General features: G+C 57.0%; 11 protein-coding genes and 3 pseudogenes. 8 read left to right on the top strand and 6 right to left on the bottom strand.

Annotation, left to right across the window (positions count from 1 at the left end; genetic code table 11):
• Positions 1–228 precede the first annotated feature (228 nt).
• A pseudogene (locus ACWHXD_RS20235) lies at positions 229–891 on the bottom strand (tyrosine-type recombinase/integrase); the annotation flags it as partial.
• A 128-nt stretch (positions 892–1019) separates the two neighbouring features.
• Between ACWHXD_RS20235 and istA the strand changes: the two are divergent.
• Both istA and istB read left to right on the top strand, forming a co-directional pair.
• Positions 1020–2540 carry an IS21 family transposase gene (istA, locus tag ACWHXD_RS20230; RefSeq protein ID WP_081273177.1) on the top strand — a complete coding sequence of 507 codons (1521 nt, stop codon included), beginning with the start codon at positions 1020–1022 and terminating at the stop codon, positions 2538–2540.
• Entirely contained in the window at positions 2537–3277 is a 741-nt protein-coding gene (istB, locus tag ACWHXD_RS20225) for an IS21-like element helper ATPase IstB (protein ID WP_064491510.1), read from the top strand. The genes istA and istB overlap by 4 nt, the downstream gene beginning before the upstream one ends.
• Positions 3278–3334: 57 nt before the next feature.
• Here istB and ACWHXD_RS20220 read toward each other — a convergent pair.
• The 3 genes and pseudogenes from ACWHXD_RS20220 to ACWHXD_RS20210 form a co-directional block, all read right to left on the bottom strand.
• Positions 3335–3643: pseudogene (locus ACWHXD_RS20220) on the bottom strand (tyrosine-type recombinase/integrase); the annotation flags it as partial.
• Between the two features lie 490 nt (positions 3644–4133).
• A pseudogene (locus ACWHXD_RS20215) lies at positions 4134–4352 on the bottom strand (hypothetical protein).
• Positions 4353–4926: 574 nt separating this feature from the next.
• Positions 4927–5079: a hypothetical protein gene (locus ACWHXD_RS20210; protein ID WP_238344581.1), complete on the bottom strand. Its 153-nt coding sequence runs from the start codon at positions 5077–5079 to the stop codon at positions 4927–4929.
• A gap of 48 nt (positions 5080–5127) precedes the next feature.
• Here ACWHXD_RS20210 and ACWHXD_RS20205 point away from each other — a divergent pair, with 48 nt between their 5' ends.
• From ACWHXD_RS20205 to ACWHXD_RS20180, 6 genes are all read left to right on the top strand, one after another.
• Positions 5128–5703: a hypothetical protein gene (locus ACWHXD_RS20205; RefSeq protein ID WP_032896165.1), complete on the top strand. Its 576-nt coding sequence runs from the start codon at positions 5128–5130 to the stop codon at positions 5701–5703.
• Between the two features lie 330 nt (positions 5704–6033).
• Positions 6034–6798: a hypothetical protein gene (locus tag ACWHXD_RS20200; RefSeq protein WP_032896168.1), complete on the top strand. Its 765-nt coding sequence runs from the start codon at positions 6034–6036 to the stop codon at positions 6796–6798.
• 1082 nt (positions 6799–7880) lie between these two features.
• Positions 7881–8597 carry a DUF969 domain-containing protein gene (locus ACWHXD_RS20195; RefSeq protein WP_305493929.1) on the top strand — a complete coding sequence of 239 codons (717 nt, stop codon included), beginning with the start codon at positions 7881–7883 and terminating at the stop codon, positions 8595–8597.
• Positions 8594–9544, top strand: a complete 951-nt coding sequence (locus tag ACWHXD_RS20190) for a DUF979 domain-containing protein (RefSeq protein WP_138762911.1) — start codon at positions 8594–8596, stop codon at positions 9542–9544. Before ACWHXD_RS20195 ends, ACWHXD_RS20190 begins: the two co-directional genes overlap by 4 nt.
• A 7-nt stretch (positions 9545–9551) precedes the next feature.
• Positions 9552–10181, top strand: a complete 630-nt coding sequence (gene pcp / locus ACWHXD_RS20185; RefSeq protein WP_138762910.1) for a pyroglutamyl-peptidase I — start codon at positions 9552–9554, stop codon at positions 10179–10181.
• 63 nt (positions 10182–10244) lie between these two features.
• Positions 10245–10736 carry an anti-virulence regulator CigR family protein gene (locus tag ACWHXD_RS20180; protein ID WP_138762909.1) on the top strand — a complete coding sequence of 164 codons (492 nt, stop codon included), beginning with the start codon at positions 10245–10247 and terminating at the stop codon, positions 10734–10736.
• Between the two features lie 12 nt (positions 10737–10748).
• Here ACWHXD_RS20180 and ACWHXD_RS20175 read toward each other — a convergent pair whose 3' ends face one another.
• Both ACWHXD_RS20175 and ACWHXD_RS20170 read right to left on the bottom strand, forming a co-directional pair.
• The gene (locus ACWHXD_RS20175; protein ID WP_138762908.1) at positions 10749–12149 is read right to left on the bottom strand and encodes a heavy metal sensor histidine kinase; all 1401 of its coding nucleotides are present in this window, start codon (positions 12147–12149) and stop codon (positions 10749–10751) included.
• Positions 12146–12817: a heavy metal response regulator transcription factor gene (locus ACWHXD_RS20170; RefSeq protein ID WP_032896183.1), complete on the bottom strand. Its 672-nt coding sequence runs from the start codon at positions 12815–12817 to the stop codon at positions 12146–12148. Before ACWHXD_RS20170 ends, ACWHXD_RS20175 begins: the two co-directional genes overlap by 4 nt.
• Positions 12818–12839 lie beyond the last annotated feature (22 nt).

Genomic DNA, 12839 nt, shown 5'->3' with positions numbered 1-12839 from the left:
TTGACTTTCTCAGTTGTTAAGTACTTCGAAAACCGGTTTTGAGCGGGAGAGAACGCCCCCTGCTTAGTCCATGCACCCATGCAAGCCCGTAAACACTAGGTAGAACAGAAGTGCTCGTCGAGAGCAGGCGAATCTAGAGCTGGTTTTGACGTGGTTTTCGGGGGTATTGGGTAAGTTTCTAGAGCTGGCAACCCTAAGTTCGTCAAGGTTGGCAGTCTGTTCGGTTGATCAGTCGATGAGGTGCAGTACGTCCCTGACGTTCAGGTGCGAGTATCGTGCGACGGATCGAGTATCCCTGTGGCCCGATACGATCATGATCTGTGCGTTGTTGAATCCTTTCTTCGCCACATTAGTGATTCTGGTATGCCTGAGCTGGTGCAGCCTTACGCTGCTATCAAGTCCAGCCTTTACACGCGCCAGACGTACAGCCTGTGATACTGCGTGTGGAGTAACTTGGAAGAGTATGCCGTGTGGGTAGCGTTCCACAGTGGCACATAGTTGGGCGAGTTCAAGAATCTCAACGGCTCGGCGGGTGAGAGGGACTGATCGTGTGCCGTTCTTTCCGTCGATAACATCGGCAATACGATCTTTGAGGTGTAAGCAGTCTTTCGTCAGTTTCAGGATTTCAGATCGTCGCATGGCAGTTTCATATGCCAGTTCAACAATCAGCTTCATGGTTGGTGATAGTTTCTCAAGCAGTCGTTCAAGCTCACTCGCACGGATCACCTTGTCAGAAGACCGATCAGGCTTTGGGAGTGCGATATCACTCACGGGGTTGTGAATGTCGATCAGCAATCCGCGTTTAGCGAATCGATAGAAACGTGACATGAATGCGAGCTGCGTTCTGCACGTGGACGGCTTGACCTTCTTCAATCGCATGATCTTGATGTTAATGGCCAATTAAACTGACCCACCTCTGGCCAACAATTTTGACCCACCCATAGTGGCATTGGCCACCGACCATGTAGCGTCACCCGCCTTATGCACAGGCCGGGGACAGATCATTGAAGGAGTGGGTTGTGATTCACAAGATCAAGGGGTTGTATGACCAGGGCCGAGGCCTGTCGGTCCGTGCCATCAGTCGTGAGCTGGGGATTTCCCGGAACACCGTACGCAAGTATCTCCACCTGGATGAGATGCAGATCAGCGCTACCATTGCTGACCCTTCACGCACCAAGGTGCTCGACGAGCACCGCGATTATCTGATTAATCAGTTGGGTCAGTTTCCAGCCCTGAGCGCAGTCAAGCTGGCCCGTCGCCTGAGGGAGCGCACCACCGAGCTGGCGGTGTCAGACCGGAGCATTCGCCGCTATGTGCAAGCGCTCAAGCAGCAGGTTGCCAGTGGCCAGTTGCGCTATTACGAGCCGGTCGTTGAGTCAGTGCCTGGCGTGCAGTGTCAGGTCGACCCCGGTGAGCTGCGAGGCGTCATGATTGGCGGCCTGGAGCGTGTCGTTCATTTTGTGGTGTTTGTGCTGTCCTGTTCACGGCTGATGTATGTCGGTCTGAACTTCCGGCCGCTGGATACCGAACGGTTTATCCAGATGCACGACGAGGCCTTCCGCTACTTCGGCGGCGTCACCGAGGAGTGCATCTACGATCAGACCAAGATGGTGGTGATCAACGAGCAGTACCGTGAGCTGACGCTGAACCAGCGCTTCCACCAGTATGCGACTACCGTCGGGTACCGCATCCATGCCTGCGAGGGCTATGACCCGGAGAGCAAGGGCAAGGTGGAGGCCGGGGTCAAGTACGTCAAGCGTGACTGCTTCTACGGCGAGCACTTCCAGGACGAGGCCGCCGTCCGACAGCACCTGAATGATTGGCTCGAGACTGTCGCCAACGCACGCGTGCACGGCACGACGGGGCAGCATCCAAGAGCGCATTTCGAGGCACTGGAGCGTAGTCAGCTCAAGCCCTATCTCGTCCCGCAGAACCTGCTGCACGTGGCGCCGACAAGGGAGACCCGCAAGGTCGACAAGACCGGCTTGATCTCATGGCAGGCCAACAAGTACTCGGTACCCATGGCCTGGCAGCAAGCCCGTGTCGGTGTCAGCGCACAGGACAACCAGTTGCTGATCCATGACCTGGAGAGCGGTGAACTCATAGCCACCCATGACCTGTGCAAGGCCAAGGGCCGGATGATCAAGAACAACAACCATTACCGAGACCATGCCCAGCGCATTACCGACCTGGAGCGCGGCATCGACTCGATCCTGCCCGATGCCCTTGGGGCAACCCTGTGCCAACTGCTCAAGCGTACTTCGCCGCGTATCTACAAGGATCAGCTGGTTGCTGCACGCGACCTGCTCATGGCCCATGCGCCGGTTGATACGGCGTTGCTCGGCGAGTTGTGCGAGCGCAGTGAACTGACCGCCACCGGGCTCAAGCGCTACCTCGAAGCATGGCAGCAAGCCAAGGCGCGGGGCCGGATCATCGGCGACCATGACTATGCGCCAGAGGCCGGTAGCCAGGTTAGTCACGCCGACCTGAACGCTTATGCCCGCATTGGCCAGTCGACTGGCCACGGGGTGACCCAATGAGCCTGCTCGACAGCACTATCGCGCAGTACCGAAGCCTGCGCCTCAGCGCGACCGCGGGTGAGCTGGCCACCCTGCTGGCCAGAGCCGAAGCCAATGAACTGTCCTACCTGAGCTTCGCCCAGTCACTGGTCGAGCATGAGCTTAACGCCCGCTCCAGTAGCCGCGTAAGCCGCAACCTCAAGCAGGCGCAGTTCCCCTCGGAGAAGCATCTGGAGGCCTTCGATTACCGGCACCAGACCACCATCACCAAGCGCCAGGTCAGCACCTTGCTGGACTTCAGCTTTATCGACAACCGCGACAACCTGGTGTTCATCGGACCACCGGGTGTGGGCAAGACCCACTTGGCCATTGGGATTGGCCACAAGGCGGTTCAGGCGGGCTACAAGGTGCTGTTCCGCACGGCTCTGGCGTTGGTCGAGGATCTGGAGCTGGCGGAAATGAAGGGCGAGCTGAAGAAGCGCCTTAATCAGCTGAGCAAATACGACGTGCTGATCATCGATGAGCTGGGCTACCTGCCGATGACGCGCCAAGCCCGGTACAACCTGTTCCAGTTAATCAACAACCTGTACGAGTACCGCTCGGTCATCCTGACCACCAACAAGGACTTCACCAGCTGGGGCGAGTTCTTCCATGACGACAACGTGGCCGTGCCCATCATCGACCGCGTGATCCACCATTCACACATCTTTATGCTGGGAGGTGAGAGCTATCGTTTGAAGCAGAAAACCGGCGGTTAGCGGTGAGCAAGTGGGTCAATTCTATTGGCCAAAAGTGGGTCAAAATTAATGGCCATTGACAATCTTGAAGTCATTGATCAACTGCGGCGTGATCTCATGAATAGGCTGGGTGAAATACCTGCCTAGGTGCTCAACGATCTTTAGGGCGTGGTTGTAGCTGCCTTTACCCTTGAGCATGGTTTCGCAGTAAATCATCCCGAGCGTATAGATAGTGTGGTGCTTGCGATCCAACGTCACGGCTTCGATTTGTTTCGCCCATGACTCTGCTTCGGCCTTGGTGCTGAAGGTTTTCGACTGGGGGGATTTGCCTTTAACCCGTACCTGAGCATTCCAGTTGCCGGACGGAAGTAAGCGGAAATTTGCCATTGTTGACGCCTCATAGATGTGAATGGGCGTTCTGTGAAGTCCAAGAGCAGCAGGGCTAGGAGCCTACTCCTAGCAGACCTTGACATGGTGGGGGTCGTTGGTTCGAGTCCAATCGCGCCTACCAAACAAAATCCGCTCTGCTGGGCGGTCTAGAGGGGTCATCGGAAACGGTGACCCCTTTTTGCTTTCTGCGATTTGCAAAACTTTTGCAAAACTTTTGCAAAACCCCCACCTCAAAACGCCAACTCGGCGCCCACCGGTTGCGAGATCGTCAGTACTTCCCGTTCGGGTAGGCTTGTCGGAAACTTTCTGTTTTGCAGCGCGCGGGGCCGGGCAGCCATCACCCAATCTCCAGCATCTTGGTCCGCTGTGGGGCACTCGATCTAATGACCGCCGCCTGCACGTCGACGAAATACATACAGCCTTTACCTGTCGGCCTCCATGATGTGTGGAAGCTCGACCGTAATTTGCGCCAGGACCTTTGCCATAGCTACCTCCCGCCGGCCGTGGACTGCACTGTCTTGATGATGTGGATAGCCAGGCCAAAGGTGATCAGCAGCCAGGCGCAACTCCCGGAAAATGTGTACAGCAGTTATTCCACGGTTCCGTTTTCCAGCAAGTCAGGAACCCTTATGGCGAACCAGCCGAGCGTTCCTAGCAGATACAGCAAAGCACCAAGTACTATCAGGGTGAGTGTCATAGCGAACATTGGTGTCCTTCCTTGCCGCGTTGGGCGGCAGTAGGAGGCCTCCCGCTTTTTGGCAGGCTTATTAAGAAGGATCAGCTTTTACATAGATGTGGCGAAATATGCCCCTGCAATTTGCCGCCGCAGATTTTGGCGTTCTTCAAGATCTATCAAGCCCAGCCGAAGCAGACGGTCGGACCATCGGTCGTATTCTCGAAAGAAGCGATTCCTAGACTTGCGAGTGCGTGTAGGGGCGACTGCGATGAGTACTTCTGCAAAATATCTCATGAGGCATTCCTAGTTAGATGAGCCTCAATAGTTCATGTACCGGAGTGTCGGTTTCCCGACTATTTTTTCCTCCCCCTCTTCATGAACGTGATCCAGTGAGTTTTCTCGCGCTTCCCGAACTTGTGGCCAAACAGCGGTTGTTCTTCGTGATGGGTACCGCCTGCGCTGCTGGCCGATACGGATTCATCCACGCCATGTGTGCTTGTGTGCCCACTAGTGGCTTTCAGTGGGTAACCTCTTACACGTCGGCTACGTAATGCGCTGTGTTTGGGTGGTTGGCGATGCACAGCCAGGGCGATTTGGTTGTGGTTCACGGCCACGTCCGGCTCCGGTATGTCCGTGCGATGCCGGTGTCGGTGCCGGCATTGCCGGCGGACAGGCCGACTAGCAGTTCCTTTTCGAACGGCAGGCCCATGCTCGGCTGGTCATGGATGAACTGAGGTAATTTCTGTTGTGCGGACATAGGGGACCCTCGCCGGTTATAGTTCCGAGATTTGCAGGAGAGCGGGCGATGAGCTGGGAAAGTATTTCTTTTTGGATCGAACATCACCCAGGATTAGCGTCATGGGTTCAGGCGATTGGATCGCTCTTGGCATTGGGTGTTGCTATAGGCGTTGCACGGCAGCAAGGACGCCAGTCGCAAAAGTTGTTTCGAGACCAGGTGAACCACGTATCGGAAGAAGCAAGGCTTCAGCGTATTGCGTCGCTGAGGGCTACAGTCGAGGTTGCTGAAATTGTTGCCAGGCGCGTCATTGAGGTAGCCAGGAAGATGCCAGACATCATCATTGAGGGGAGTGCACCCCTACATAGGGAAGCTCTTGAGGCCGCAGCGCTATGGATTGCAAGGCTTCCTATTTACGAACTCCCTGGAGCTTTGGTCGCTAGGGAAGTGCAGAACATAGCCCTGTACGCAAATCGAATGCACAAAGTTCTAGATCAAATATCCACTCAAGGGTATCAGTCTGATGAAAGCCTAAAGTCTTTGTGGATACTCCACGGCGCCCCCGAAAAGGCTTTAGTGAGCTTAACTTCTTTTGCAGACGAATATAGTGGCGGGGTCGAGGTAATCAGGGCTGCTGATTTTTAAGCTGCGCTCAGCGCAATCGGTGGCGGCTGATCAGGCAGCTGACTGCTCGGCGATGAAGTAGTCCCAGGCTGTTTTATCGCCTTGGGCCAGATACCATTTTAGCTCTGCGCTTTGTTCCGTATCAGTGACTGATCTGCACTGAGCCAAGCGGCCGGCGGACGCTACTGAACCGCGATACGTCCGGTTTACGCATGCGTCCGCCTCCATACGCACCGAGCAGGACGCAGTTTGCCGATTACCTAATCATGCGAGGATTGCAGGTTGTCGTATAGAGTAGTGGCGATTTGATTGTATTGTTTGATATAAATGCCTTCTACCTAAGGAGGGTTTATGCATTGGAAGACGGTGACAGGGGTTTGCATCGGAGGGGCGCTTTTTGCCCTCTTAGGGTTGGTTGTCGGTATTAATATGAACCCTCAATCAACAGTTCGTTTTGTTCCTAATTTGGGCAGTTTGGGTGATTGGTTGGCGGCAGCAGGCACATTCGCAGCAGTTTGGGTGGCTCTTTCTCAATCATCGAAACAGGCTGAAAAGGAGCGGCCGCGCGCTAAGGTTTATCAAGAATATGAGGGTAGTTCTTGGTCCGTGCGAGTGCTATCTGAAGGACTTGTGCCATTCACCGTCCTAAGTTCTGAACTCAAATACGATGGGCTGTCTCGCTCGCTAGATCTTTCAGCTTGGCTGCCAGCCGGTAAGTCCCTGCCTCAGAAGCTCGAGAGAGGAGACGTTCTTAATCTCATGGAGATGAGCGAACGGGATTTTGCCTCGCTCGCTCGATGTGTTGCTGATCCTGTCATCAAAGAACTTGGTGAAAAGGGGATTACTCCTAATGATCATGATTTGGGGGTTAACGAAGCGTTCTTTGATGACCTAAAAGCTTCTTCGGAAGGAGAGGCTAAATTATCAATTCGCAGCGGGCACAGTGACGACGAGCATCAGCTTCCGGACGGGCTTGTTGCCAAATTATTCGCGTTGATTGCAGAGGAAGAGCGAAACGATCGGCTTTACGAAATTACAAGAGCCAAGAAAGATCTTGCCGAGCTAAAAAAACTGTTCGACCTCGCGAGCTCTAACAACGGGAAGTCCCCGGAATAGAGGAAACTCGATCTATTTCCTGGATCGCTTATATCAAAGAAAAACCAACCTCGGCCATGCCGAAGTTTTTTATGGTGCGCCAGGCATGGAGCGTTGCGCGCAAGCGCAACCAGCTTGGCTGTGGTGGCCTCGCTGGTGACTTGGAGGTGAAAGTCCTCTACACACCCGGCAAGAGGGGAGTGTTAGCCAGAGGCAAGGGGGGGGCGCGGGTGAACTGCGAACATGAGGGAAGCCCGAGACAAAATGCTGGCCTGACGAACAGGAAGCGGATGAGGCGGCACGGCGTGGTGTCGCCAAAGCCCAATACTTGCACGGAACGCTGTGACGTAAATCCGACAGGCATAAGCAGGAAGGTCGAGCGAATTACCCTGGGAGATTTGGAGTTTTGCCGTTGTGCTACCAAGTGCCGAGAGGCGACGAGATGAACCTGCAGAAGTCAGCCGAAGCCGTAGTAAGTGGCGAATAACCACGCCATCAAGAGCCGAATAGGTTGTGCCGCCAGTGGGCGTCAGAGTCTCGTCGAAATTTGGGCACAACAAAGCCAAGACGCCTGGCGGCGTCCTTTCAGGGCTAGAAAGTCCAATCATGCGAACAGCGTCGCCACCGCCAGCAGGCAAATTACCTGGGCGAACAGTTGGCAGCGTATCTCGCCAAGCGTGGTCGCCATATTACTCATTTGTCCGGCATACATAGCGGGAACCCCTCATTGTCGGCATGACGCCGTGAATGAACTGCAAGTACACACAGCTGCATCGTGGAGTATAGGTGCTGATCAGGAATTTTCACTTCCGACGCCATAGCGAGCTCACCCACGCGATTTGTCCAAAAAAAACTGGGTTCAATTCCTTCCAGGCACCGTACCGCACAGTGTCTTCCCCCCACAAAAATTATTGGTTTGCAGCAACAATTTTTCTTGTTGGACACCCCAAGGCCCCAGGCAGCAAAGTTGCCGCCACTGACGCTCGACCTTCCAGGTCAACAATAAAAAACCGAGCCGACTGCACGCCACTTTCAAGCTGTGAGCCCTTTGCCCACATCCTGCTGTAATGGCGCCGCAGCGCGCACTAAAGGACCTCCCCGCCATGCAAACTGTTGTGAACTTATGGCCGTTGATCGGCGTACTTGTCATCGTGGTCGGCTTTGTATTGCGCTTCAATCCGCTGTTGGTGGTCACCGCGGCCGCCATCGCCACCGGGCTTGCCGCCCAGTTCCCGCTGGAAAAAATTCTCGCCACCATGGGTGATGGCTTCCTTCAGACCCGTGCCCTGCAACTGATTCTGTTATTGCCGCTGGCGGTGATTGGCCTGTTGGAGCGCCATGGCCTGCGTCTGCATGCGCAGAACTGGATCGCCCGCTTCGAACGCGCCACGGTCGGGCGCTTGTTGATCATCTATTTGTTTGTGCGTGAGTCCACAGCGGCCATGGGGTTGACCAGCCTGGGTGGGCATCCGCAGATGGTACGGCCGCTGCTGGCGCCGATGGCCGAGGGCGCGGCGGAAAAACGCTATGGCAAGCTGCCGGACAAGCTGCGTCACAAGGTACTGGCCATGTGCGCTGCTACCGACAATGTCGGGTTGTTTTTTGGTGAGGACATCTTCGTGGCCTTTGGTGCGATTGCGTTGATGCACACCTTCCTGCTCGGCTCGGGGATTGATGTGGAACCGCTGCACATTGCGGTGTGGGGCATCCCGACGGCGATCTGTGCTTTTATCATTCACGCTATCCGGTTGCATCGTTTCGACCGGCGCCTGACCCGCGAAATGAGTTCGGCCACCACCCCGGTGGAGGTCGCTCAATGATTATTTCCATTCAATACCTGTACTGGCTGGCGGGCGTGCTGTTGCTGATCACCGCCGGCATGATCCTGCTCGACCGTACCCACCCCAAGCGTTGGTCTAGTGCGCTGTTCTGGTTGTTGTTTGCGGTGCCGTTCCTTATAGGTGAGCGCCTGCCTTCGGTGGTCATCGGGGTGGGTGTGGTGGTGATGGCATTGATTGCGGGCTTGGGCGGCGTAGGTCGTGGCCAGCACGCCGAATTGCACGACAAGGCGTCTCGCGCCAGTGCTGGGCGCCTGGGCCATAAATTGTTCATCCCGGCGTTGGCGATTCCGCTGACCACGGTGATTGGTTCGGTGTTGCTCAAACACACCGAAATCGGCGGTGTACCGCTGCTGGACCCGAAGAACACCACCTTTGTCTCCCTCGGCATCGGTTGCCTGATCGCCCTTGGCCTGGTCTGCTGGCTGACCCGTGATACGCCGGTGCAAGCGTTGCGCGAATCCCGGCGCCTGACCGAAGCCCTGGGGTGGGCCATGGTGCTCCCGCAAATGCTGGCGATGCTCGGGCTGTTGTTTAATGAGGCCGGGGTGGGTACGGCGGTCGCTCATGTCACCACCACTTACATCAACCTGGACTACAAGTTGGTGGCGGTGATGGTTTATGTGCTGGGCATGGCCTTGTTTACCGTGATCATGGGCAATGGTTTTGCGGCCTTTCCAGTGATGACCGGTGGCGTCGGCGTGCCGGTGCTGGTGGGAATTTACGGTGGCAACCCTGCGGTGATGGCGGCCATTGGTATGTTCTCGGGCTATTGCGGTACGTTGATGACGCCGATGGCGGCCAACTTCAATATCGTACCGGCGGCGCTGCTGGAACTGCCGGACAAAAACGCGGTGATCAAGGCCCAGATACCCACGGCGCTGATGATGCTGGTGGTCAATATCGTGCTGCTTTACCTGTTGATGTGAGGTCATTGTGCAAAGCGTATTGCTGACGGGCTTCGAGCCCTTTGATAAGGCGGCGGTAAACCCCTCTTGGGAGGCCGTGCGCCAGTTGGACGGTGTGCCATTGAGCGAGGGCGTGACGATGGTTGCGCGTTGCTTGCCCTGCGCATTTGCCACCGCTGCCGAGACCTTGCTGCAGTTGATCAACGAACTGCAGCCAGCAATGGTCATCGCCACGGGCCTGGGGCCTGGGCGCAGTGATATTTCCATCGAGCGCGTTGCGATCAACGTTAACGATGCGCGTATTCCCGACAACCTGGGCGCGCAGCCGATTGATACCGCGGTGGTGGAGGGCGGCCCGGCGGCGTACTTTTCGACGCTGCCGATCAAGGGCATGGTCAAGGCAGTGCGTGACGCGGGCATTGCGGCCTCGGTGTCGCAGACGGCGGGGACGTTTGTGTGTAACCAGGTGTTTTACCGCTTGCAGCATGCGTTGGCGGGGACTGGGGTGCGCAGTGGGTTTATTCATGTACCTGGCTTGCCTGAGTCGGGCGAGCCTTCGATGGCGTTATTGACGACCGTGGAGGGGTTGCGGGTTGCGGCGCTGGCCGCCTGGCAAACCCAGGCGGATGTCGTCCTTGCCGGTGGCCAGATCAGCTGAGGCTATACGCTGTGTTGCAATTTCAACTACAGTTCCAGCACACCCTCGCCTTGGAAAGTCGCCATGCTAAAGCGTACGAAATTCGTATCGATTGCGTTGTCGCTTGCACTGTCTGTCACCAGTGGCCTTGCATTTGCAGATCCAGGTAATGGCAAAGGCCAAGGCAACAACAAAGGTGATGCCTATGGTGGGCAGGACACCGGCAAAGGTCACGGTAATAACAAAGGTAATGCCCAGGGTGGGCAAGGTAAGGGCAAAGACAAGGGCGGCCCATCCAGCAATGACTTCAGCGTTGATCGAGGTCGTGTGCTAAATGTGTTGGGCGGCCACCGCGATTATTGGCGCCCGGGCCCTGCCTTGCCGCCTGGCATTCAGAAAAACCTGGCACGCGGAAAGCCACTGCCGCCGGGTATTGCCAAGAAACTCGATGGCCGCTTGCTGGGGCAGTTGCCTCGCTACGACGGTTACGAGTGGCAGCAAGCGGGAACCGATTTGATATTGGTGACCATTGCGACCGGCATCATCTACGAAGTCCTTAACGGCGCGTTTGATTGAGTTGCAGCATCCTCAGGCTTCACGGCCAGGAAAAAACAACTCAAAACAGGTCACGCCATCTTCACTGCTGACGCGGTACCGCCCGTTATGCAGCTGCATGATGGTCGCCACGATCGAGAGTCCCAGTCCGTTGGACTGGGACGACCGCTCGCGGGACTCATCCACCCGGTAAAACCGTTCGAATAGTCGTGGCAGGTGCTCGGCTGGGATCGTCTGGCCTTGGTTACTGACTCTCAGGTTGATACCCGCGCCATCCGGCACTGCCTTGATACTCAGCTCCGAGCCCGGCGCGCCATACTTGATGGCGTTGGCACACAGGTTGGCCAAGGCGCGGCGCAGCAGCATCGGTTCAGCCCAGATCACCCCTTCACCCAGGGCGGTGATGTGCATGTCCACATCACCGGCCAGCCCTTCGAAGTAATCCGCGATGCGTTCCACTTCATCCGCCGCGTCCAGCGCCTGGCGTTGGCGCAGTGCGCTGGCGGGGTCGGTGCGGGCCAGGAACAGCATGTTGTCGAGCATCCGCGCCAGACGTTCCAGCTCTTCGACATTGGAGGCCAGCAGTTGCTGGTAGCTCTCGATGCTGCGCTGCTGTTGCAGGGCCACCTGGGTTTCGCCGAGCAGGTTGTTGATCGGGGTGCGCAGTTCATGGGCCATGTCGGTGGACACTTGGCCCAGTTGTACAAAGCCTTTGGCCAGGCGTTCAAGCATGGTGTTGAACGAGTCGATCATGGGCAGCAATTCTTTCGGTGCGCCGTGGCTGTCGAGCCGTTCGGCCAGATTGCTGACGCCGATCCCATGGGCATGCCGGGCCAGGCGGCGCAACGGCAACAAGCCACGATGGACCAGCAAGTAACCCACCAGCGCCAGGATAATCGCGGCGATACTCGCCAGGATGTATACGCTGAGTCGGTAACTGGCGAGCACCGCGGTGCGCTCGGTCATCAGCCGGCCGCTGGTGATTTGCAGGCTGCCCAGGTCGCCGGAGTCGATGGCCACGGCCACCATCGAGAAGGGAATACCGTTCAGGCCGGGTAAATGTTGTACGTCGTTCAACATGAGCTTGTGATCCTTGGGCAGCGGCTGGATCGACGGCAGCGCAATGTTCCCGGGGTTTACCAGCAGCAGCGGCTGTTGGCCGGGTGCGGCGATGCTCAGCACCGATTCGCGGTTGCCCAACATGTTCTGGAACAGCTCTGGCTTGGTCTTGATCAGGTCCAGGGTATTGCTGTCGTTGAGCAAGTTGCGTAGCTGATCCACTCGGGATATCAGCGCGGCGTCATCGCGGCGGATCAGTTCGCGCTCCAGTTCCCGGTACAGCGCCACGCCCAGGGTTGCCAGCAGGGCGAAGGCGAGCAGGGCGAAGATCAGCGCCAGGCGCAGGGTCAGGGAGTAAGGATGCCCGCGGTTCATGGCTGGGTATCGAAGCGGTAGCCAATGCCGCGCACGCTGTGAATCAGCTTGAGCTGGAACGGGTCGTCGATTTTCAGGCGCAGGCGGCGCACGGCGACGTCCACCACGTTGGTGTCGCTGTCGAAATTCATGTCCCACACCCGCGAAGCAATCAGCGAGCGGGACAGCACCTGGTCCTGGTGCGTGGCGAACAGATGCAGCAGGGCGAATTCTTTATTAGTCAGGGTAATGCGCGTGCCGGCGCGGGTCACTCGGCGTTTGAGTACGTCAATGTGCAGGTCGGCGATTTGTAGTTGTTCTTCATCCCGGCTCGGGCCGCGTCGGTTGAGGGTGCGCAGGCGCGCCACCAGTTCGGCGAACGAAAAGGGCTTGATCAAGTAGTCGTCGGCCCCCAGCTCAAGGCCTTTGATGCGGTCGGCGATGTCATCGCGGGCGGTGAGGAACAGCACCGGGGTATCGGCTTCTTTGCGCAGGCGGCGCAGTACTTCCCAGCCATCCATTTTCGGCATCATCACGTCCAGTACGATCACGTCGAACGGCGTCTCCAGGGCCTGGTGCAAACCGTCCACGCCATCGCGGGCCAGGCTCACGCAATGCCCCAGCTCCTGCAGGCCGTTGAGCAGATAATTGCCGGCCTTGGGTTCGTCTTCGACTACAAGGATGTTCATGGGAAGTGCTCTGCTTCAATAA

The organism is Pseudomonas fjordensis (genome assembly GCF_976987115.1).
This window is presented reverse-complemented; position numbering and strand designations above follow the sequence as displayed.

Excerpts from the sequence above, each read along its gene's own strand:
- istB (WP_064491510.1), top strand. The coding sequence starts at position 2,537 with ATGAGCCTGCTCGACAGCACTATCGCGCAGTACCGAAGCCTGCGCCTC.
- ACWHXD_RS20210 (WP_238344581.1), bottom strand. The coding sequence starts at position 5,079 with ATGTCCGCACAACAGAAATTACCTCAGTTCATCCATGACCAGCCGAGC.
- ACWHXD_RS20205 (WP_032896165.1), top strand. The coding sequence starts at position 5,128 with ATGAGCTGGGAAAGTATTTCTTTTTGGATCGAACATCACCCAGGATTA.
- ACWHXD_RS20200 (WP_032896168.1), top strand. The coding sequence starts at position 6,034 with ATGCATTGGAAGACGGTGACAGGGGTTTGCATCGGAGGGGCGCTTTTT.
- ACWHXD_RS20195 (WP_305493929.1), top strand. The coding sequence starts at position 7,881 with ATGCAAACTGTTGTGAACTTATGGCCGTTGATCGGCGTACTTGTCATC.
- ACWHXD_RS20190 (WP_138762911.1), top strand. The coding sequence starts at position 8,594 with ATGATTATTTCCATTCAATACCTGTACTGGCTGGCGGGCGTGCTGTTG.
- ACWHXD_RS20180 (WP_138762909.1), top strand. The coding sequence starts at position 10,245 with ATGCTAAAGCGTACGAAATTCGTATCGATTGCGTTGTCGCTTGCACTG.
- ACWHXD_RS20175 (WP_138762908.1), bottom strand. The coding sequence starts at position 12,149 with ATGAACCGCGGGCATCCTTACTCCCTGACCCTGCGCCTGGCGCTGATC.
- ACWHXD_RS20170 (WP_032896183.1), bottom strand. The coding sequence starts at position 12,817 with ATGAACATCCTTGTAGTCGAAGACGAACCCAAGGCCGGCAATTATCTG.